Origin of the sequence: Streptomyces sp. NRRL B-1347 (assembly GCF_000720325.1) — a bacterium.
In the GTDB taxonomy this organism is placed as follows: Bacteria; Actinomycetota; Actinomycetes; order Streptomycetales; family Streptomycetaceae; genus Streptomyces.
The window spans coordinates 1-20305 of sequence record NZ_JOJM01000007.1 but is presented as its reverse complement, the minus strand read 5'-3'; the positions used below and the strand labels follow the sequence as shown (position 1 = coordinate 20305).

The following is a 20305-nucleotide window of genomic DNA, read 5'->3' as shown; positions in this document are numbered from 1 at the left end:
GCCCGAGGAACCCGGGACGCTTCAGCCGACCTGGGCGGGCTCCCGTACGGGGGCCGTGACGTCGGCGGCGGCCGGTGCGGCGGTCCCGCGCCGCAGCAGGTCCGGGAGCAGCGAGAGCAGTCCGAGCACCGCAAGTCCGGCGCCGATCCACAGCGGGGCGCGCAGGCCGTAGGCGTCGATGGCGGGGCCGCCGACGGACGTCGCGATGATGATGCCGCCCGTGATGAACGACGAGTGGACGCTGTTGACCAGGGGGCCGGTGTTGCCCGCGCGCTGGACCCGGGTGATCATCGCCGGGTTCATGGTGACGCCCACCAGGCCGATGCCCAGCATCATGGCCACGGCGGCGACCGGCACGTCGGCGACGAGCGCGAAGCCGGTGAGGAAGCCGAGGTTCAGCAGCAGGCCGGTGACCAGGACGGGCAGGGTGTACCGGTCGGCGAGGCGGCCGACGACGGTGTTGCCGATCAGCGTGGCGGCGCCGTAGGCGATGAGCAGCAGCGGCACGGTGCCGGTGGCGAAGCCGGTGACCTCGGTGAGGATCGGGTTGAGGTAGCTGAAGGCGGAGAACGTCGCGCCGATCACGAACGTGCTGGTGATCAGGACCAGCCAGAGCCGCGCGCTCTTGAAGGCGGCAAGGTCGTCGCGCAGGGCGCCGCCGCCCCCGGTGCGCTCGACGCGGGGCACGCTGACGGTCGTGGCGACCGCGGCGAGCGCGGTGAGCACGGTGATGGCCCAGAACGCGGCCCGCCAGCCCAGGTGCTCCCCGACGACGGTGGCCAGCGGCAGCCCGAGGAGCGTGCCCAGCATCAGCCCGTTGAGCGCGACGGCGACGGCCCGGCCGCGGATCTCGGGGCGGGTCAGCTGGGTGGCCATGGAGATGCCGACCCCGAAGAAGGCCTGCGAGGCGATGCCGGTGACCACGCGCGCCACCAGCATGGTCCGGTAGTCGGGCGCGAGGGCCGCGAGGGCGTTGCCCGTGAGGAAGACGGCGAAGATGACCATCAGGGCCCGCTTCTGCTCCAGCTTGAGCAGGGCGGCCGTCAGGAACGGCCCGCCGAAGGCCATGGCCATCGCGAAGGCCGTGATCAGATAGCCGATCTCGGAGATCGTGACGCCGAGCCCGTCGGCCATCTGCGGCATGAGTCCGGCGACGACGAACTCACTGGTCACCATGGCGAAGATGCCTAGGGCCAGGACGTATACGGCGCGGGGCATGGGTGCTCCTTGGGTGAGCGGGTCCAAGTATTGGACAGGTCAGTACAAAATCAGGGCAGGGGACGGCACGTCGAAGCCCGATGATGAGTTCAACGTGCCCGTGCGGCGGGGAGGTTCAGGCGCGCAGCGCGTCCAGGGCGGTCCCGGCGATGGATTCGAGAACGGTGCGGTCGGCGCCCGCCTGAGCGGAGAGCCGCATGCCGCCGATGGTGGCGTTGACGAACCGGGCGAGGGACTCCGTGTCCCGGCGGGCGGTGATCGTGCCGTCGCGCTTGCCCGCGTCGATCGCGATCCGCAGCAGCCGGAGCCGGATGTCGAGGTCGCGCTCGATCAGCGCGGCCGCGTCGGCGTCGCGCCGGGCGAGCTCCACCACCGTGTTGACGGTGAGGCAGCCCATGCTGCGCTCCTCGTCCACGCGGTACTCGAACTCGCTGTCGACGATCCGGGTGTACAGCGCGCGGATCCGGTCGAATCCCGGACGCTCGCTGTCCTCCAGGATCTCCGCCTGCGGGGCGCTCATCATGTCGATGTAGCGGTTCAGCGACCTGCGGAACAGGTCGTGCTTGCTGGTGAAGGTGTTGTAGATGCTGCTGCGGCCCAGGCCGGTGGCGTCGCACAGGTCCTGGGTCGAAGTGGCTTCGTAGCCCTTCGCCCAGAAGGCGCGCATCGCCGCGTCCAGGGCCCGCTCCTCGTCGAACGTCCTCGGTCGGGCCATGACGGAACCGTACCTGTTTTGGAACGTGCGATGCAATACGGGGCCGCAGGTGAGCGCCCGCCTCCGAGGCGGGCGCTCACCTGCGGTGTCAGCCGGGCCACTGCACGGCGAAGGCCCTGGCCGGGTTCGCCGTGAGCATCCGGTCGACCAGGTCCTTGCCGACGGCGCGCTCCAGGCGCGGACGGACCCCGCGCAGCAGATGGGGCAGGCCCGGGCCCCCGTGCACGGAGCGCGCGGCGGACGTCGTGGTGTCGCCGCCCAGGAGCAGCTGGGAGCCGTGGCCCGCGTCGGCGAGGGCCCGTACCGCGTCCGGCATGCGCCAGTCCGTGGCGTGGTGGGCGCGCGATGGCCCGTCGAAGGCCAACTGGGCGCCCGCCGCCGCGGCGCGCAGGTGGACCTCCAGGTCGGGGAAGCGGTTGAGGTGGCCGAGGATCACCTTGGCGGGCGGCACCTCCAGGTCGGCGCAGAGCAGGTCGAGCACGTCCTGGGCGCCGGTGCCGAGCTCCAGGTGGACGGCGACGGGCGCGCCCGTCGCGTGGTGGGCCTCGGCCGCCGCCGTCATCGTCCAGCGGGCGTGCGCGTCCAGGGAGTGGAAGCCGCCCGCGACCTTGATCAGACCCGCTCGCACACCGCTGTCGGCGATGCCGACGGTCAGCTCCCGTACAAACAGCGCGGCGAGGTCCCCGGTGCGCAGCGCGGCGAGGTCGTCCTCGTCGTAGTGCACGGCCTGGTGCAGGCCCGTCGCCGCCACGATGTGCAGGTCCGTCGCGCGGGACAGCGCGGGCAGTTCGGCCGCTCGGCGGCCCATGCCGTGCGGGGTCCACTGGACGACGCTGCGGCCGCCCGCCTCGCCGAAGGCGGTGAGTTCCGCGGCCGCGGCCCGCGCCGAGTCCAGTTCCTGGCCCGGGAGCAGGGGGCTGCGCAGGAAGAGGTGGTCGTGGGCGTCGCAGACGCCGAGCGCGGACGGCGCGACGTCCCCGGTGACGGTGCGGACCGCCGGCCGTGACGCGGTCACCACGCCCGGCCCCGGACGAGCCGGTCCCACTCCGGCGTCGAGCAGTGCAGGACCTGGAAGACCTCGCCCCGCTCCGCGGGCGCCGCACCGGCCCAGAGCGAGAACGTCACCGCTTCCCAGTGCCGGGGGTCGACGGCCACGACCACGCCGACCGCCCCGTCGACGCACGAGAGGACCGCCGCGTCGTCGAGGAGCCCGGTGGCGAGGTCCGCGATCCGCGCCCCCTGCGGCAGCGGGGTGCGGTGGCGCACCGCGGCCTTCGGCGCGGCGTCGACGGCGGGCCCGGCCTCGTAGGCGAGCGCCATCCAGTGCTGCACCACCGGTCGCCCGAAGTCATCGCTGAGCCCCTGGAATCCGGGACCCCAGAGGAAGGAGTTCATGCCCTCCGCGGTGTTCCAGAGGTAGAAGGGCGCGTACTGGTTCACGGGTGAGCCGTCGACGCCGCGCTCGCGCATGAGGTAGGCCTTGAAGCCGAGGCCCGGGAACGCGTTGAGGAGGTGGCCCTTGGCCGCCACGCGTTCGCGGATGACGGCCATGTCGTAGTCGGCGGGCAGGGTGATCTCGTACTGAAGGGCGTGCATGGTGTGCGTACCTGCTGTTCCTGTCGAATGCCGTCGAAGGCGCGGGCTCAGGCCGGGTACTCGTCGGCGGCGACGAGTTCCTCCCAGTGGGCGGCGGTGCCGTCGTCGGCGGCCTCCACCACGGCGAGGTGCGTCATGAACGTGCGCGGCGCGGCCCCGTGCCAGTGCCGCTCGCCGGGCGCGATCCACACGGTGTCGCCCGCCCGGATCGGCTCCACGGGCCCGCCCTCGCGCTGCACCAGGCCCTCGCCCTCGGTGACGTGCAGGACCTGGCCGTGCGGATGGCGGTGCCAGGCGGTGTGCGCGCCCGGGGCGAAGTGGACGCTGAACATCCGGAGCCGGGACGGGGGTTCGGGGCTTGCGATCTCGTCGAGCCAGACGCTGCCGGTGAAGTGCTCGGCGGGGCCGCGAAGGCTTTCGGGGCGGGTGCGGGTGATGTGCACGGCGTTCCTCTGCGCGTAGTACGGGGAAGTGATGCCTCGGTGGTGCGTGTGGGGCGCTTGCGTGCGGGCCCGGCGGCTCAGCGCGGTGCGAGCAGGGCCAACAGGCCGCGCACACCGGCGTCGAAGGCCTCGGGGGAGCCCGTGGAGCGGGCCAGGACATAGCCGCCCTGGACCGTCGCGACGATCGTCGACGCGATCTCGCGGGCGTCGAGCGACGGGCTGAACTCGCCCTGGTCCAGGCCCTCCTGGACGATCGCGGCGAGCCGCTCGCGCAGCCAGTCGAGGGTCTCGGTGACCGGCGCGCGCAGCGTGTCGCTCGCGATGACGTCCGGGTCCATCGTCAGCCGTCCGACGGGGCAGCCGCGCAGCACGTCGCGCTCGCGCAGTAGATACCCGGCGACGCGCTCGTACGCCGATCCGGTGCCGCTCAGCGACGCCTCGGCGGTGGCCCGCATCTCCTCGGCCGTGCGCCGGATCGCGGCGAGCGCGAGGTCGGGCTTGCCCGAGAAGTGGTGGTACATGCTGCCCTGCCCGGCGCCCGCGTGCTGCTGGATGGCCTTGGGGCTCGTGCCCACATAACCCCGCTCCCACAGCAGCTCGCGCGTGGACTCGATCAGACGCTCCGGAGTGCTCATGACCACACTGTACATACTAATAGGTACAGAGTGCCAGGCAGGAGGGGTGGAAGCAGCCGCGCGGCCCTCTCGTACTCCCGGGGAGGTACGCGCACTGCCGCTGGCCGTACGACGACTTCGAGGCGCCCCCGGACCAGGCTCGGAAGCGACGGAAAGCACTGCTCCGCACCCCTTCCGAGGAGATGGACATCATGCACACCCTGGCGTTCGACGGCGGGCCCGGCCCGTGGATCCTGCTCTTCCCGCTGGTCTGGGCCGCCGTGGTGTTCGGCGTCGTCACGGCCTTGCGCCGCACGGTGTGGCGCGGCCGGGGCGGACCCTGGCGGCGGGGCGCCGCAGGCGTCGACGAGAAGTCGCCCATCGCCGTGCTCGGCCACCGCTTCGCCGCCGGCGAGATCGACGAGGACGAGTACTGGCGCCGCCTCAGCGTCCTGAACGAGGAGTTCGGCCGCGTGGCCAAGGGGGGCCGGTCGTGAGCACCGCCACCACCCCGCAGCCGACCGGGATCCGCTACGCTGCACGGGTCGAGCGGGCCGTCAAGGTCTACGGCTCGACGGCGACCGCCGGGACCGCCGAGACCGCGGTGACCGCCCTGGACGACGTCAGCGTCGGCTTTCCCGCCGGGCGCTTCACCGCGATCATGGGCCCGTCGGGCTCGGGCAAGTCCACCCTGATGCACTGCGCCGCGGGCCTGGACACCCTCACATCGGGCGCCGCCTACATCGGCGAGACGGACCTCGGCTCCCTCGACGACCGGCGCCTGACCCTGCTGCGCCGCGACCGGATCGGCTTCGTCTTCCAGGCCTTCAACCTGGTGCCGACGCTGACCGTCGCGGAGAACATCACCCTGCCCATGGACCTCGCGGGGCGCCGCCGCGACCGTTCCCAGCAGGAGTGGACGGACGCGCTCATCGACGTCGTCGGCCTGCGCGACCGGCTGCACCACCGGCCCGCCGAACTCTCCGGCGGACAGCAGCAACGCGTCGCCGTGGCCCGGGCGTTCGCGGGCCGCCCCGACGTCGTCTTCGCCGACGAGCCCACCGGGAACCTCGACTCGCGCTCCGGCGGCGAGGTCCTCGGGCTGCTCGGCCGCACGGTGCGCCAGATGGACCGCACCGTGGTCATGGTCACCCACGACCCGGTGGCCGCCGCCCACGCCGACGAGGTCGTCTTCCTCGCCGACGGCCGCCTGGTGGACCGCATGCGGGCCCCCACGGCGGACAAGGTCCTCGACCGCATGAAGGCCTTCGAGGCCACGGGCGCGGCCCGGTCGGGCGTGGCCTCGTACGACGCGTACGGCGAAGCGGCGTACGACGCTTCCCGGCGTGATGCTTCCGGACGTGACGTCCCCGGACGTGAGGTTTCCGGGCACGACGCCTCCGGCGCCTTCGGTGACGCGGAAGGAGCGGGGTCATGACCTCCCTGGCCCCCGCCGCGCGCCTCAGCCGCACGTCCCTGCGCGGCCACAAGCGCCGCTTCGCCGGTACGTTCGTCGCGGTGCTGCTCGGCGTCGCGTTCCTGGCGGGCACCCTCGTCATGGGCGACACGCTGCGCGCCGGCTTCGACACGATGTTCGGCGACGCGACCCGCGGCACCGACGCGGTCGTGCGCGCGGAGAACACCATCACCACGCCCGGCGAGAGCCAGGGCGTCCGCCGGGCCGTCGACTCCGGCCTCGCCGACCGGATCGCGCGCGTGCCGGGCGTCGCGGCCGCCGCGCCCAGCATCCAGGGCGCGGGCCAGCTCGTCGGCAAGGACGGCGACCCCATCGGCGGCCAGGGCCCGCCCACCCTCGCGGGCAACTGGATCGACGACACCGCGCTCAACCCCTACCGGCTCGCCGAAGGCCGCGCCCCGGCGAAGTCCGGCGAGGTCGTCGTCAACCGCGGCGCCGCCGAGAGCGGCGACCTGAAGATCGGCGACACCACGACCCTGCGCACGCCCGACCCGGTCGAGGTGACCGTCGTGGGCCTCGCCACGTTCGCGGGCGAGGACGGGATGGCGCAGACGACCTTCACCGGCATGACCCGCGCCGACGCGGAGAAGTACCTGACGCCGAAGCCGGGCCAGGCCTCGTCCATCCAGGTGCGGGCCGGACCCGGGACCGGGCAGGCGGAGCTCGTCGACGCGCTGGCGCCCGTCCTGCCCGAGGGCGTCGAGGCCATCACGGGGCAGGAGGCGGCGGCGGAGAACTCCGAGATGATCTCTGGTCAGTTCCTGACGCTGTTCACGACGTTCCTGCTCGTCTTCTCCGGCATCGCGCTCCTGGTGGCGACCTTCTCGATCCACAACACGTTCGCGATCGTCGTCGCCCAGCGCACGCGCGAGAACGCCCTGCTGCGCGCCCTCGGCGCCTCCCGCCGCCAGGTCACGGGCGCGACGCTCCTGGAGGCCGGTGCCGTCGCCGTGGTCGCGTCCCTGGCGGGCCTCGCGGGCGGCATCGCCATCGCGGCCGGGCTCCAGGCGCTGTTCCCCGCCATCGGATTCCCCTTCCCCGAGGGCGACTTGGTGATCAGCGGCACCTCGATGCTGCTGCCCCTCGCGGTCGGCGTCGTGGTCTGCGTGGCCTCCGCGCTGCTGCCCGCGGTCCGGGCCGGGCGCACCGCGCCGCTCGCCGCGCTGCGCGAGACGGCCGTCGACCACTCCGGCGCCTCGCGGGCACGGGCCTTCGCGGGCACCGCGCTCGGGCTCACCGCCGTGGGCCTCGCGCTGTTCGGCGTCCTCGCCGACCCGTCGGTGTGGCTGGCCGGGACCGGTGCCGTGCTCGCGCTCGCCGCGTTCGTGGTGCTCGGGCCCGTCGCCGCCGCGCGCGCGGTACGCGTCATCGGCGGGCCGCTCGACCGGCTGCGCGGCGTCACCGGCGGCCTCGCCCGGCGCAATGCCCTGCGCAGCCCCAAGCGGACCGCCGCCACCGCGAGCGCCCTGATGATCGGCGTCGCCGTCGTCTCCCTGTTCACGGTCTTCGGCGCGTCCCTGAAGGCGACCATGGACCAGACGGTGTCCCGGTCCTTCGCGGGTGACGTCGCGGTCAGCACCCCCGGCTTCGGCGCCGGAGGCAGCGGTCTGAGCCCCCGCCTCGCCCCCGCGCTCGCCGAGCGCCCGGAGGTCGCCACGGCCGTCGGCCTCGGCAGGGGAGTGGCCGAGGTCAACGGCAAGGGCCGGGCCCTGACCGTGACGGACCCGCGAGCCCTCGCCCGGTCCTTCGACCTCGGCCGCGTCCAGGGCTCGCTGACCGGCCTCGGCGACGACGGCATCGCCGTCACCCGTGGCGAAGCCGACAAGCAGCGCCTGAAGGTCGGCGACCGCGCCGAACTCGCCTTCACCGACGGCAAGAAGGACACCTTCACCGTGCGCGCCGTCTACGGCAGGTCGGAACTCGTGGGCGACTACGTCGTCACCCGCGAGGCCTGGGCCCCGCACCGCGCCCAGGACTCCGACACGCTGGTCTCCGTCACCTTCAAGGACGGCGTGAGCACCGCCGACGGCAAGGCCGCGGTGTCCGCCGTGGCGAAGGACCACGGCAACCCCGAGGTGCAGACCCGCGGTGAGTACGCGCGCTCGTCGGCCGGAGCCATCGACATGATGCTCACCCTCGTCTACGCGCTGCTCGCCCTCGCCGTCCTCATCGCGCTGCTCGGCATCGCCAACACCCTGACCCTGGCCCTGCACGAACGCACCCGGGAACTGGGCCTGTTGCGGGCCGTCGGACAGACCCGCGCCCAGCTGCGCGCCATGGTCCGCTGGGAGTCGGTGCTCGTCGCCGCGTTCGGCACCGCGGGCGGCCTGGCGCTCGGCGGCTTCCTCGGCTGGGTCCTGGTGAAGGCGTCCGACGGGGCGTCCGACAGCGCCTTCGCGTTCGCCCTTCCGCCGCTGCCGCTCACCGTGGTCGCCCTGGTGGGCGTGGTCGCGGGCGCCCTCGCGGGCCTGCGCCCGGCGCGGCGCGCGGCACGTCTCGACGTACTGCGCGCGATCGCGACCGAGTGAGCGGAACGCGGCGGAGAACGAGAACCGAAGCAGCGGAAACAGTCGAGAGCGAAGGGAAAGCAAAGGAACAAGCGAAGCGACGAGGGAACAGGACGGGAACAGTCACCGCCCGGTCAGCCAGGAACGGCCGACCGGGCGGGAGTATGCGCGCCGACGGGTGACGCGGCGACGAAGGAGCGGGTGCTCGCGGCGTCGTACGCGGGATACGTCGGCAGGTCCACGGCGGGCGACGGGGCGGCGAGCGTGAACCAGACGACCTTGCCGTGCTCGCCCTCCGGTCTCACCCCCCAGCTCTCGCTGACCGCGGCGACCATGGCGAGCCCGCGGCCGCAGGTCTCGAACGGCTCCGCGTCGTGCACCTCCGGCAGCCGCGGATCGTGGTCGTGGACGGAGACCACGAGACGGCCGAGCATCAGCTCGATGTCCACGGTGCACACCTTGTCCGGCTCCGCGTGCCGGTGGACGTTGGTGAGCAGCTCGGTCACGCCGAGCGCGGCCCGGTCTATCAACGGATCGAGATGCCAGTAGCGCAACTGCGCCGATACGATTCTGCGGACTTGACCGATCCGCGACGGCAGGGCTTGGAGCTCTACCGTGCACTGCCTGCTTGGCTGGCTGATCACGGTGCGACTCCCCGAAGTGAGGTCCGGAAGAAGACGGCGTTCCGATCCAGCAGGGGCCGCGCGCTGTCTGCCGCCTGCTGTCGGGCCGGCGGGCTGGTTCGCAGCGTTATCGCCGGTAAACCCAGAGTGATGTGAGACCAGAGTGACGCAGGGGGTGCGGGCGTGCAACTCGCGCCCGGCTCGGCCCCGTCAGAAGCGCTGTCGGCCGCCCGCGCTGCGCAGCGCCTCCAGGAAGGCGCGGACGGAAGGTGGCCCGGGCTCCCCGGGCACCGGATCGTGGTCGCCGAGCGTGAGTCGGTAGCGCGTGCCGTTGACCTCGGCGAGCGCCCGGTCGTGCGGGGCGAACCACGGTTTTCCCACGCGCACCGCCTGCACCGGTGCGCTGTCGATCTCCGTGCCGTAGCTGGTGAGCAGTTCCAGTCTGCCGTCGTTGATCCGCACCTGTCCCGCCCGGGTCAGGGAGCGCAGCCGCTTCCCGATCCGCACGCCCGTGGCCGCGAACTCCGGCTCTGCCATGAGGCTCCGCCCCCTCGCGCGCGGTGGCGTCCCGCGCATGGTGTGCCGCGGCTTCCGACGTGCCGCGGGCCTTCGTCTGCCGCTGTCCGGGCGCCGCCCGATGGCGCCCGTCCGGGACCCTACCCCTGCCCCGTGCGGTGCAGTGTGCACGTGCCCGGCGCCGAACACTAGGGCGTACGGCGACGTCGCACATGCCACTTCCGTGCGTGACCACGTCAGGAACTCAAGGGGGCCAGATGGCCGCGACAGCTGCGCCTTTGAGGTACCAAAAGGAGTGTTTATGCAGGTGAGGGCGGTGTTGTAGGTGTTTATCATCGAAGGGTCCGGCCGGATCGAAACCGCGTCCGGCATGAGCGCGAGGAGCCACGCGGTGAGCACCATCCAGCACGACCCGACCGGTGAGCCCGGCGTCACTCTCGACGTCGACCGCAGCGACGCGGAGTACCGTTCCTGGCTGAAAGAAGCCGTGCGCAAGGTCCAGGCCGACGCCAACCGCTCGGCCGACACGCATCTGCTGCGCTTCCCGCTGCCCGAGCACTGGGGCATCGACCTGTACCTCAAGGACGAGTCGACGCATCCGACCGGCAGCCTCAAGCACCGGCTCGCCCGCTCGCTGTTCCTGTACGGCCTGTGCAATGGCTGGATTCGCCCGGGACGCCCCGTGATCGAGGCCTCCAGCGGCTCGACGGCCGTGTCCGAGGCCTACTTCGCGAAGCTGATCGGCGTGCCCTTCATCGCGGTGATGCCGCGCACGACCAGCGCCGAGAAGTGCCGCCTCATCGAATTCCACGGCGGCCAGTGCCACTTCGTGGACGACTCGCGCACGATGTACGCGGAGTCGGCCGCCCTCGCCGTCGAGACCGGCGGCCACTACATGGACCAGTTCACGTACGCGGAACGGGCCACGGACTGGCGCGGCAACAACAACATCGCCGAGTCGATGTACCAGCAGCTGCGCCTCGAACGCTATCCGGAGCCCGCCTGGATCGTGGCGACGGCCGGGACGGGCGGCACCTCGGCGACCATCGCCCGCTACGTGCACTACATGCAGCACGACACCCGCATCTGCGTCGCCGACCCGGACAACTCCTGCTTCTTCGACGGCTGGACGAACAGCGACCCGGACGCCACCAGCGACTGCGGCTCCCGCATCGAGGGCATCGGCCGCCCCCGCATGGAGCCGAGCTTCGTGCCCGGCGCCATCGACCGCATGATGAAGGTCCCGGACGCCGCGAGCGTCGCCGCAGTCCGCGCCCTGGAGCAGGTCATCGGCCGCAAGGCGGGCGGCTCGACCGGCACCGGACTGTGGAGCGCCCTGAAGATCGTCGCCGAGATGGTGGCGGCGGGCCGCACCGGCAGCGTCGTGACCCTCCTCTGCGACCCCGGCGACCGCTACCTGGACAAGTACTACTCCGACGCCTGGCTCGCCGAGCAGGGCCTGGACATCCGGCCGTACGCGGCGGCCATAGAGACGCTCCTCGCCACGGGCCGGTGGACGGAAGGCTGAGCAGGACCGGCCGCCCCGCCGCCTAGGCCTTCGTACCCGAAAGGCGGCGGTCCAGGTTCCCGACCGAGGTGTCGAAGGACTTGCCCAGGCCCCTGCGGCCGTGCCGGAAGAGGAAGCGCATCAGGCCCCGGGGCTCGACCGCGAAGGTCCACCGCACCCGTGTGCCGGTGCCGGTGGGCGTCAGGTGCCACTCCTCGACCAGGGCGCGCACCCCGGGCGCGTTCGTGACGTCGACGCGGTAGACGTACCGCGTCGGCGCGTCCGCGGCGAGGATCGTCTCCAGCATCCGGAAGCCGCCCTGGAGCTGGACCACGCGGCCCGCACCGCCCCGCGTGGTCCGGGCGCGGGTGATGGACGTGAACCACGCGGGCCACTGCGCCACGTCCACGGCCAGGGCGTGGAAGACCGCATCCGGCGGCGCGGACACCTCGCGGGTGAAGACGTGCCGCACGGGAGCGGACGAGAGGAATTCGAGCCCCACGGGCCTCAGACGGCGTGGCATCGCACTCAGCCCCCAGCGGACGGCGGTGGTGGAACGCGTACGGTCACCTTAGACGAGCACGGTCACCAAGGGCAGTGACCGGCGGACACCGATGGCCCTCAGGCCTCCTCGGCGCCCTCCCGCTCGCCCGCCACCACGAGCCGCAGCTGCTCGGAGATCTCCGCGCGCGCGTCGGCGGGCAGCCCCGCGTCGGTCACCAGCGTGTCCACCTGATCCAGCGTGGCGAAGGAACTCAGGCCCACCGTGCCCCACTTGGTGTGGTCGGCGACCACCACGACACGGCGCGCGGACCGCACCAGGCGCCGGTTGGTCTCCGCCTCCGCGAGGTTGGGCGTGGACAGACCGGCACCGGCCGCTATGCCGTGCACCCCGAGGAACAGCACGTCGAAGTGGAGCGCCGCGATCGCCTGGTCGGCGACCGGGCCGACCAGCGAGTCCGAAGGAGTGCGCACGCCGCCGGTGAGGACCACCGTCGCCGCCCCCTGCCGCTGGCCCGAGCTGCGCTGCGCGGAGTGGAAGACGTCCGCGACCCGCACCGAGTTCGTCACCACCGTCAGGTCCGGCACGTCCAGGAGCTGATGCGCGAGCGCGTACGTCGTCGTGCCGCCGGAGAGCGCGATCGCCGTGCCCGGGGCCACCAGGGCCGCCGCGGCGCGCGCGATGTCCTCCTTGGCGCTGAGCTCGAGCCCCGACTTGGCCTCGAAGCCCGGCTCGTGCGTGCTCGCCTCCGCCACCGGGACCGCGCCGCCGTGGACCTTCTCCAGGACGCCCTGGCGCGCGAGCGCGTCCAGGTCGCGGCGGACCGTCATGTCCGACACACCCAGCTTGCGGGTGAGTTCGTTGACCCGGACGCCGCCGCGGCGGCGGACCTCGTCCAGGATCAGGGCACGGCGCTGCTCCGCGAGGAGGTGCTGATTCTCACTCACGTCAGGTCCGGCCCTTTCGCCTCGTCAAGCCCGTCATCAGGTCGCCTCATCCTCGCATGCGCCACCGGTGGATAACGAAGGGGGAGATTACGTGACGGCGGGTGCGCGCGGCGCCCCCAGCCGGGATCCTTGGTGTCCGCAGTCAGCAGCGCACACCTCGGGGGAAGCGGAACAGTGGAGCGCGCCACGGCGGGGCAGCCCGCCCACGCGAAGGAACCGGCGTCCGGCACGCCCGCACCGGCGGAGCGGATCGCCCTGGAACTCCTCGTCCACGGCGTCGGCGGCACCACGCCGCAGGAGATGCTCGACGACCCCAGGACCGTCCGCGTCTCCGGCGACGGCACCGCGGCCGTCCACCGCCGCGCCGACGACGTGACGGCCGAGTCCCGCCCGGGGGACTACCGCGGCCGCCCCGTACCGGAGGCGTACGTCTGGTCCAACCTCACCTCCGGCAACGGCTCCCGCGCCCTGTGGCTCCTGCTCCTGCCGTTCATGGTGGCCAACCTCGCCCACTGGATGCGCCCCACCGCACGCCGCATGAAGCGCGCCGTGCGGGCGTACGGCCTCCTGGTGCGGCTCGTCGCCCTCACCCTGACCGTGCTGCTCGTGGCCGCGGCCTGCGAGATAGCGGTCGACCTGGTGGCCTGGCAGTGCGCGGGCACACGCGCGTGCGTGGCCGACCACTCCTGGCTCGGCTTCCTCGCCCCCGAGGCGGCCGGGGGCGGCGGCTGGTGGTCGCAGCCCGGGCGCCGCCTCGCGCTCGCCGCGGCCCTGCCCGCCGCGCTCACCGGCCTGCTCTGGTACCTGTCCCACCGCACCTGGAGCGCCTACGAGTCCCAGCAGCCGCTGCCGCACCAGCCGGACCCCGAGGAGGCCGCCCGCAACGCCCTCGGCAGGCCCGGCTTCTGGTACGGGCGCCGCCTGGTGGCCCGGCTGCGCGCCGCCCACACCGCCGCGGGCCTGCTCACGGTCGCCGCCGCCGTGGGCGCGTCCGCCGCCCGGTACGACCGCCGCCCCGGCGGATCCGCGCTCCTGGACGCCCTCGGCTGGCTCCTCCTGTCGGCCGTCGCCGGGTGCGGGGCCTTCGTGGTGTGGGTGGTGTGCCGCAGGGGCCGCAGCGAGCACCGGCTCGACCGGCGGCTCGACCGCACCCTGGTGCGCTGGCTGCCGCTCGTCGCCCTCGGCCTGCTCGCCCTGGCGGTCCTGTACGCCGGGTGGTCGCGCCCCGACTGGGCCTCCACGGGCCGGCTCCCGGGCAACACCACCTTCGGCGGCATCGCCCTCGTCCAGGGCGCCCTGGTGCTCGCCCTGGCGGCCGTCGCCACCGCCCTCTACCGCAGGGCGCCCGACACCCGCACCGCCATGCGCGGCCTCGGCGGCCCCGCCGTGGCGATGCTGGCCTGCGCCCTCGGCGGCGTCATGTCCGGCGGCGGCTCCCAGCGCGTCGCCGACTGGCTGGACGGCAGGGGCGGCACGATCGACGGCCCGCCCGCCCTGCTGACCTGGCAGGCCTCCGTCATCCCGCCGCTGCTCGTGGTCGTCGCCGTCCTGTGCGCCGGGCTCGCCGTCAGCACCGCGCGGCACCTGCGCACCGAACTCGCCCGCGTGCCCGGCGAGTACCCCGGCGAGCGCCCCGACACCGCCCGCACCCGGCGCATCGCCGCCAAGCGCGCGAGCGCCACCCTCACCGACCGCGTGCCCCTCATCGTCGGTGTCACCTCGGCCACGACGCTGCTGCTCGGCGCCGCCGCGCTCGTCGGGGCCTGGGCGAGCGAGGAGGTCCCCGGCGAGGCCGCCGACGGCGCGCCCGCGTTCGTCGAGGGCACCGCGCAGACCGCGCAGGCGCTCGGCTCCTGGCTGATCGGCTTCGGCTTCATACTGTTCGTCACCTGGGGCCGCCGCGCCTACCGCGACGCGTCGGCGCGCCGCACCATCGGCATCCTGTGGGACGTCGGCACGTTCTGGCCGCGCGCCGCCCACCCGTTCGCGCCGCCCTGCTACGCCGAGCGCGCCGTGCCCGACCTGACCTGGCGCATGCACACCTGGACCCGCGCCACGGGCGGCCGCCTCGTCCTGTCCGGCCACTCCCAGGGCAGCGTCCTCGCCGCCGCCGCGGCCTGGCAGCTGCTGCCGTCCGTGCGCAAGCGCGTCGCGCTGCTCACCTACGGCTCACCCCTTGAGCGCCTGTACGGCCGCTGGTTCCCCGCGCACTTCGGGCCCGCCGCGCTCAGCTCCCTGCACCGCGAGGTCGACTGCTGGCGCAACCTGCACCGCGCCACCGACCCCATCGGCGGCCCCGTACGGCTGCACGGCGACTGCGGCCCCCAGGTCGACCGCGCCGCGCTCAAGGACCCGCTCGCCTACGGCCGCACCGCCGAGCACCCGCTGCCCGCGCCCCTGCTCGGCCACGGCGACTACCAGGCCGACCCGGCGTTCGCCGAGGAGCGCACCCGGCTGCTTGCCCGGCTCAGGCCCGCCGTACCGCGTCCTGCTCCAGCTCCGGAAGGTCCTCCGGATACAGCAGGGTGAGGTCGTCCGTGCTCGGCGCCGCCACCTGCGCGACCCGGCCCGCGTGCCGCTCCACCATCGCTTCGAACGTCTGCCGCGCGGTGCGGCCGTTGCCGAACGTGGGGCCCTTCGGGAGGGCCGTGAAGTACTTCAGGAGCGCCTCTGTGGTGCCCGTGCCGAGCGTGTACTCGTGCTCCTCCGCCTGCTGCTCGACGATGCGCAGGAGTTCCTCGGCGTCGTAGTCGCCGAACGTGATGGTGCGGGAGAAGCGGGACGCGACGCCGGGGTTGACCGACAGGAAGCGGTTCATCTCGTCGGTGTAGCCCGCGACGATGACCACGACCGCCTCGCGGTGGTCCTCCATCAGCTTCACGAGCGTGTCGATCGCCTCCCGGCCGAAGTCGCGCCCGGAGTCCTCCGGCGAGAGCGCGTACGCCTCGTCGATGAACAGCACGCCGCCACGGGCCTTCTCGAACGCCTCCTGGGTGCGGATGGCCGTCGACCCGATGTGCTCGCCCACCAGGTCCACGCGCGACACCTCGACGAGATGGCCGCGCTCCAGGACGCCGAGCGATGCCAGGATCTCGCCGTAGAGCCGGGCCACGGTCGTCTTGCCCGTGCCGGGGGAGCCGGTGAACACCAGGTGGCGGCGGACGGAGGCGGCCTTGAGCCCCGCCTCCTGGCGGCGCCGCCCCACCTCGATCATGTCGGTGAGCGCCCGCACCTCGCGCTTGACGCTCTCCAGGCCCACCAGCGTGTCCAGTTCCCCGAGCACGGCCTTGGAGGTGCGGGACAGCGCGGGGGCGGCCCGCTCGGGCGGCTGCTCGGTGGCGCGCGGCTCGGGCACCGCGCCGAGGAGCCCCGCGGACTGCGTGGCCGTCTGCACGGTCGCCTCGGCCGCGGCGGGGCGCACGCTCGCGCTCTCGTCGCTGGTGCAGTCCTCGACGAGCGGGCCGTCCTCCGCGAACTCGTAGCCGCCGCGCGCGCACCGCTCCGTGCGGCACCGCTTCAGCGTCGTACGGCAGCCGTCGAGGACGTGGAAGCCGTAGCCGCCGCTGCCGACGACCTTGCAGCGCTGGAAGCTGCCGCGCCCGCCCGCGGAGACGTAGAAGCCCGCCTCGGCGGGCGAGGTGACCGTGCACCGCTCGATGGTCGGGTCGGCGCCCTTGGTGACGATCACGCCGGTCTGCGTGCCGTCCACGGTGCAGTCCGCGAGGACGCCGCCGCTGCCGTGGTCGCGGAACCACGCGCCGGTCCCCGCCTCCCGGATGCGCACGTCGTCCAGCTGGGCGGTCGCGCCGTCGCTCACCGACACCGCCGTGTTGCGCACCTGCGTCAGATCACTGTCTATGACGTCGACGCGCGACCCCCGGTCCAGGACGAACAGCGCGTCCGGCACGTCGTGCACCCGGCACGACTCCAGGACGGCCGTCGCGCCGTCGCTGACCCACACCGCCGGGTAGTCGCCCGTGCTGTCGTGGATCTCGCACTGGTTGGCGTCCACGCGGGTGCCGGGGTCCCACACCGACAGGCCGTTGCGGCCGAACTCGCGCACCGTGCTCCGCGTCAGCGTGAGGACCGAGCGCGAGCGCAGGTCGACCGCGTTCTCCGGGATGTCGTGGATGCGGCAGTCGGCGAGGGTGAGGACCGCGTCCGTGTCGAGGGTGACGCCGTCGGACGTCGTGCGGTGCACCGCGCAGTCCGTCAGGTGCGCCGTGGCGCGCGCGGTGATCTGCACGCCCGCGCCCTTGACCTCGTACACCTCGCAGCCGACGGCCTCCAGACCGCTGTGCTCGCCGGTGACCGAGAGGCCCGCGCCGGAGGTGTGGTGCACCCGGCAGCGCTCCAGGCGCGGATGGCCGCCGCCGCGCACCGCGACCCCGGACTGGCCCGCCGCGACGACCTCGCACTCCTCGAACACGCCGCCCCCGCCGTCGAGTACGGCGATGCCGATGCCGCCCGCGTTGTCGACCGTGCAGCGGCGCAGGGTGGGGCGTGCGCCGCCGCGGACCTCGATGCCGGCCGCCGAGCGCGTCATCACCCGGATGTCCGCGAGCTCCGGCGCGCCGTCCTCGACGAGCAGCGCGGGCGCGGCCGAGTCCTGGCCCTCGATGTGCAGATCCTGCACGACGGCGGAGGCCCGCACCGTCAGGGGCACGCCGTCGACCGGCGCGATGCGCACGGAGCCGGGGGAGCCCTCGGGGCCGCGCAGCGTCACCGCCCGCTGGACGACGAGGTTCTCGCGGTACGTCCCCGGGGCCACCGTCAGGACGTCCCCGTCGCCCGCGGCCTCCAAGGCGGCGGTCAGCGATGCGTACTCTCCCGTGCGGCGCCGCCACCGCGACGTACCGGTGTGCGTCACCTGGACCGTGCCCTGTGCCATGGAGTTGCTCTGCCCCCACCTCGACGTACGCGGGACCTCGCGCCCGCGCACGAGGAGGCCGAAGAGTTGGCCCGCTCCACCGTAGCGCGCGCGGCGCGGGGGAGTTGACCCGATGGGCAGGCTCTCACCAGCTCAAGCGCCCGTACCGGTCTTGCCCCAGTCCGGTCCCGCCTGCTCCCAGGCCTGGTCCCAGCGGGCGTAGCGGCGCTGGACGATGCGCCACAGGAGCAGCCGCCTCGCGCCTTCGACGAGGCCCGCGCTCGCGAGGGCGGCGCCGAATCCGGCGAGCGCCGCGTGGGTCGTCGCGGTGGCCGGGTCGAGGGGGCGGCCGACGACCCGGCCGTGCCGGTCGGTCCAGACGGTGAACCGGTCGCCGGGCCGGGGCGACTTGAGGTCGGAGGCGACCGTGCCCGCGTGCCCCGAGCCGTCCGGGCCGGTCCAGCGGGCGAGCACGCGGTGGTGCGCGTCCCGCGCGGAGGAGGTCTCCGGGTCGGGGTCGAGGGGCGGCTGGTCGAACTTGTGCAGCACGGTGGCCGTCACGACGTGGCGGGCCTCGCGCTGTGCCTCGACCGAGCGCAGCAGCGCGTCGTTGGTCAGGCTGCCCGTCACCGCGCCGACCGCCGGGGTCGCCACGACGATCAGCACGAGGGCGGCCAGGGCCACCCAGGCCTCGGTGAGGTCAGTGCCGCGGCGCAGTGGATTGCGGCGCCAGCGCCAGAGTCCGGCGATCGCTCGCACGGCCTTGCACCCCCTTCCGCGTCCGTCACCACGGCCCTAACCGCGAACGGCACGGCTCACGCGTGGGTCACGAGAACTGAGGATGACATCACCCTCCTTCTCGTCGCTTTCCGGACTCGTCCCCGCACGGCTCGCGAGGCCCGTCGCCGGTGCTTTCCAGCGGGTCCCCGTCGGGCCCCGATGAACCTCAACGACCTTGTCACGCTGTCGAGTTCCCCGCGCTCTTCCTGTTCATTCGAGGATCTTCTGAGGGTCACCGATACGGATGGTGCCGGTCGTCCGCGGAACGCACCCGGCCCGGAAAGACGGCTGGTCGTTCGCCGCGGCGGGGAGTTCGGGCGCCTCACATTCGACCGGAAACGGTTCATGGGCGAGGGACCTCGTCGGCGTGCGCGGATGCCGCGTACGAGGGAGGAGGCGCGGGCCGTGGGCGCGCACGCGAAAGCCGCCGTCGGCCCCATGGCACGACGGCGGCTCGTACGCGGCGCGGCTGCTGCTGATGCCGGGTCAGGGCACCGCGGCGCGCTGTCGGTCCGTACTCGTCGGTGGTTCTCCGCGAGCCCTCGGGCTCGGTGGCGGCCTCACGCCGGGCGTGCCCCCCGGCCGCCTTCAGCGGATGAACGTGGATCGAGTGAACGACGGGCGTCGACGCGCGGCCACGCTGTCAGCGGTCACTGACGGCGGTGGCCGCGGCCGGTCAGTAGCCCCGGTACTGCTGTCGGTTGTACGGGTCCTCGTGGGGCGCGGGCGCCGGCCGGGGCGCCGCGGGGCGCATCGCCTCATAGCCCGTCGTGGTCCCCATGGGCCGCTGCTGCTGCGGTCCCGGATAGCCGCGGGGCGGACCCGCCTGCTGCGGGATGTACGGCGCGGGAGCCTGTTGCAGCGGAGCGGGCTGCGGGGCGGGCGCGTAGCCGTACGCGGCGTTCGGGGGAGCGGCCATCGAGGGCCCGGAGGGCGCCGACGGCAGGGCGGGCAGCGCGGCGGGGAGGGCCGGGAGGTGGCTGCCCGTGTCATAAGGGGACGGGTTCACCCGGATCGGGGCGATCTGCGGGGTGCCCCGCTCGGCGACCAGAGAGTCGTAGATCGGAGTGTCCGGGAAGGACGGCGCGGAGTAGTAACCGCCGCCATAGGTGGAGCGGGGGGAGGTCATGCTCCATAAGTTAAGCCCTTGATGTGCTGGTTGGGGAGACCGATAAGAGGGTTGTTTGCCGTGTTGCCAGTGGCCCCGGATCCCCAATGCGAGCGAACCTGGGAAAATCGGTCGCGCAGTGACGTAGGGATCCTGTAAAAGGCGGGGTTCTGCTGGGTTACCGCCGGTCGACCGGCGGTTGACGCGGAGCGATTGACGGGTGGGTCGGTGAGTGTCCGCGAATGCCAGGTAATAGGTTGGGCGGGAACGGAACGGCGGTCCTGCCGGGCCCGGCACTGGTGATGGGGGCAGACATGTCTATGGCCAAAGGTTCGAATGTTCCCGTGCAGGCATCCGCCGTACGGGTCGAATTGGGCTGGGGTTCCGGACCCGGAGTTCCGGACGCCGACGCGTCCGCGCTCCTGCTCGCGGCGTCCGGCAAGGTGCGCTCGGACGCGGACTTCGTGTTCTACAACCAGGCGACGCACGCCTCCGGCGCCGTGCGCCACGAGGGCAAGCGGACCGCGGGCGGCACCGTGACGGATGCGCTCGTCGTCGACCTCGCGCGCGTGGAGCCCGCCGTCGAGACGGTCGTGCTCGCCGCGTCCTCGGACGGCGGCTCGTTCGGCAAGGTGCCCGGTCTGCACATCCGGGTCCTCGACGCCGCGAGCGGCGCGGAGATCGCGCGCTACGACAGCGCCGACGCGAGCGTGGAGACGGCGTTCGTCCTCGGCGAGCTCTACCGGCGCCAGGGCGCCTGGAAGTTCCGTGCCGTCGGCCAGGGCTACGGCAGCGGCCTGGAAGGCCTGGCGACGGACTACGGCATCACGGTGGACGAGCCCCAGCAGGCGGCCGCACCGACCCCGCCGCCCGCGCCCGCCC

At 73.4% G+C, this 20305-nt stretch carries 18 protein-coding genes and 1 pseudogene; 6 read left to right on the top strand and 13 right to left on the bottom strand.

Going from position 1 to position 20305, the window contains the following annotated elements:
• Positions 1-21: 21 nt before the first annotated feature.
• From IG74_RS0109575 to IG74_RS0109550, 6 genes are all read right to left on the bottom strand, one after another.
• A complete protein-coding gene (locus IG74_RS0109575) occupies positions 22-1218 on the bottom strand; it encodes an MFS transporter (protein ID WP_030672832.1) in 1197 nt (398 codons plus the stop codon).
• 115 nt (positions 1219-1333) lie between these two features.
• Entirely contained in the window at positions 1334-1933 is a 600-nt protein-coding gene (locus IG74_RS0109570; protein WP_030672829.1) for a TetR/AcrR family transcriptional regulator, read from the bottom strand.
• Between the two features lie 88 nt (positions 1934-2021).
• Positions 2022-2948 carry a phosphotriesterase family protein gene (locus IG74_RS0109565; RefSeq protein ID WP_420709874.1) on the bottom strand — a complete coding sequence of 309 codons (927 nt, stop codon included), beginning with the start codon at positions 2946-2948 and terminating at the stop codon, positions 2022-2024.
• Positions 2945-3529 carry a DUF4865 family protein gene (locus tag IG74_RS0109560; protein WP_030672823.1) on the bottom strand — a complete coding sequence of 195 codons (585 nt, stop codon included), beginning with the start codon at positions 3527-3529 and terminating at the stop codon, positions 2945-2947. The genes IG74_RS0109565 and IG74_RS0109560 overlap by 4 nt, the downstream gene beginning before the upstream one ends.
• Before the next feature lie 47 nt (positions 3530-3576).
• Positions 3577-3972 carry a cupin domain-containing protein gene (locus IG74_RS0109555; protein ID WP_030672820.1) on the bottom strand — a complete coding sequence of 132 codons (396 nt, stop codon included), beginning with the start codon at positions 3970-3972 and terminating at the stop codon, positions 3577-3579.
• Between the two features lie 77 nt (positions 3973-4049).
• Positions 4050-4607 (bottom strand): TetR/AcrR family transcriptional regulator, encoded by a 558-nt coding sequence (locus IG74_RS0109550; protein WP_030672817.1) that lies wholly within the window; start codon positions 4605-4607, stop codon positions 4050-4052.
• A gap of 191 nt (positions 4608-4798) precedes the next feature.
• Between IG74_RS0109550 and IG74_RS0109545 the strand changes: the two genes are divergently transcribed.
• The 3 genes and pseudogenes from IG74_RS0109545 (at position 4799) to IG74_RS0109535 (ending at position 8591) form a co-directional block, all read left to right on the top strand.
• On the top strand, positions 4799-5083 hold the full coding sequence (locus IG74_RS0109545) for an SHOCT domain-containing protein (RefSeq protein ID WP_030672814.1): 285 nt from the start codon (positions 4799-4801) through the stop codon (positions 5081-5083).
• Positions 5080-5859, top strand: a pseudogene (locus IG74_RS0109540) (ABC transporter ATP-binding protein); the annotation flags it as partial. The gene IG74_RS0109545 and the pseudogene IG74_RS0109540, both read left to right, overlap by 4 nt.
• Positions 5860-6020: 161 nt before the next feature.
• Positions 6021-8591: an ABC transporter permease gene (locus IG74_RS0109535; protein ID WP_030672808.1), complete on the top strand. Its 2571-nt coding sequence runs from the start codon at positions 6021-6023 to the stop codon at positions 8589-8591.
• Between the two features lie 113 nt (positions 8592-8704).
• On the opposite strand, the gene IG74_RS0109530 is transcribed toward IG74_RS0109535, so the two are convergent.
• Both IG74_RS0109530 and IG74_RS0109525 read right to left on the bottom strand, forming a co-directional pair.
• Positions 8705-9214 (bottom strand): ATP-binding protein, encoded by a 510-nt coding sequence (locus tag IG74_RS0109530; protein ID WP_030672805.1) that lies wholly within the window; start codon positions 9212-9214, stop codon positions 8705-8707.
• Positions 9215-9403: 189 nt separating this feature from the next.
• Complete coding sequence (locus tag IG74_RS0109525; RefSeq protein ID WP_030672802.1) at positions 9404-9730, bottom strand: hypothetical protein; 327 nt, start codon at positions 9728-9730, stop codon at positions 9404-9406.
• A 370-nt stretch (positions 9731-10100) separates the two neighbouring features.
• On the opposite strand from IG74_RS0109525, the gene IG74_RS0109520 reads away from it, so the two are divergent.
• Positions 10101-11237 carry a PLP-dependent cysteine synthase family protein gene (locus tag IG74_RS0109520; protein WP_030672799.1) on the top strand — a complete coding sequence of 379 codons (1137 nt, stop codon included), beginning with the start codon at positions 10101-10103 and terminating at the stop codon, positions 11235-11237.
• 22 nt (positions 11238-11259) lie between these two features.
• Here IG74_RS0109520 and IG74_RS0109515 read toward each other — a convergent pair whose 3' ends face one another.
• Together IG74_RS0109515 and IG74_RS0109510 are read right to left on the bottom strand one after the other, a co-directional pair.
• Entirely contained in the window at positions 11260-11739 is a 480-nt protein-coding gene (locus tag IG74_RS0109515; RefSeq protein WP_030672796.1) for an SRPBCC family protein, read from the bottom strand.
• Positions 11740-11837: 98 nt separating this feature from the next.
• The gene (locus IG74_RS0109510) at positions 11838-12665 is read right to left on the bottom strand and encodes a DeoR/GlpR family DNA-binding transcription regulator (protein WP_030672794.1); all 828 of its coding nucleotides are present in this window, start codon (positions 12663-12665) and stop codon (positions 11838-11840) included.
• Between the two features lie 300 nt (positions 12666-12965).
• Here IG74_RS0109510 and IG74_RS0109505 point away from each other — a divergent pair, with 300 nt between their 5' ends.
• On the top strand, positions 12966-15194 hold the full coding sequence (locus IG74_RS0109505) for a hypothetical protein (RefSeq protein WP_234334294.1): 2229 nt from the start codon (positions 12966-12968) through the stop codon (positions 15192-15194).
• Here the strand turns inward: IG74_RS0109505 and IG74_RS0109500 are convergent.
• The 3 genes from IG74_RS0109500 to IG74_RS0109490 all read right to left on the bottom strand — a co-directional run bounded on the left by IG74_RS0109500 (position 15133) and on the right by IG74_RS0109490 (position 19444).
• On the bottom strand, positions 15133-17556 hold the full coding sequence (locus IG74_RS0109500) for a right-handed parallel beta-helix repeat-containing protein (protein WP_030672789.1): 2424 nt from the start codon (positions 17554-17556) through the stop codon (positions 15133-15135). The two genes, IG74_RS0109505 and IG74_RS0109500, sit on opposite strands and share 62 nt — an antisense overlap.
• A 132-nt stretch (positions 17557-17688) precedes the next feature.
• On the bottom strand, positions 17689-18294 hold the full coding sequence (locus tag IG74_RS0109495; RefSeq protein ID WP_030672787.1) for a hypothetical protein: 606 nt from the start codon (positions 18292-18294) through the stop codon (positions 17689-17691).
• A 697-nt stretch (positions 18295-18991) separates the two neighbouring features.
• Entirely contained in the window at positions 18992-19444 is a 453-nt protein-coding gene (locus IG74_RS0109490) for a DUF6643 family protein (RefSeq protein ID WP_030672784.1), read from the bottom strand.
• A gap of 281 nt (positions 19445-19725) precedes the next feature.
• On the opposite strand from IG74_RS0109490, the gene IG74_RS0109485 reads away from it, so the two are divergent.
• A partial coding sequence (locus tag IG74_RS0109485) for a TerD family protein (RefSeq protein WP_199818810.1) occupies positions 19726-20305 on the top strand: 580 nt, incomplete at its 3' end.

Coding starts and splice junctions, on each gene's coding strand:
- IG74_RS0109575 (WP_030672832.1), bottom strand. CDS start 1,218: ATGCCCCGCGCCGTATACGTCCTGGCCCTAGGCATCTTCGCCATGGTG.
- IG74_RS0109570 (WP_030672829.1), bottom strand. CDS start 1,933: ATGGCCCGACCGAGGACGTTCGACGAGGAGCGGGCCCTGGACGCGGCG.
- IG74_RS0109560 (WP_030672823.1), bottom strand. CDS start 3,529: ATGCACGCCCTTCAGTACGAGATCACCCTGCCCGCCGACTACGACATG.
- IG74_RS0109550 (WP_030672817.1), bottom strand. CDS start 4,607: ATGAGCACTCCGGAGCGTCTGATCGAGTCCACGCGCGAGCTGCTGTGG.
- IG74_RS0109545 (WP_030672814.1), top strand. CDS start 4,799: ATGCACACCCTGGCGTTCGACGGCGGGCCCGGCCCGTGGATCCTGCTC.
- IG74_RS0109535 (WP_030672808.1), top strand. CDS start 6,021: ATGACCTCCCTGGCCCCCGCCGCGCGCCTCAGCCGCACGTCCCTGCGC.
- IG74_RS0109525 (WP_030672802.1), bottom strand. CDS start 9,730: ATGGCAGAGCCGGAGTTCGCGGCCACGGGCGTGCGGATCGGGAAGCGG.
- IG74_RS0109515 (WP_030672796.1), bottom strand. CDS start 11,739: ATGCCACGCCGTCTGAGGCCCGTGGGGCTCGAATTCCTCTCGTCCGCT.
- IG74_RS0109505 (WP_234334294.1), top strand. CDS start 12,966: ATGCTCGACGACCCCAGGACCGTCCGCGTCTCCGGCGACGGCACCGCG.
- IG74_RS0109500 (WP_030672789.1), bottom strand. CDS start 17,556: ATGGCACAGGGCACGGTCCAGGTGACGCACACCGGTACGTCGCGGTGG.
- IG74_RS0109490 (WP_030672784.1), bottom strand. CDS start 19,444: ATGACCTCCCCCCGCTCCACCTATGGCGGCGGTTACTACTCCGCGCCG.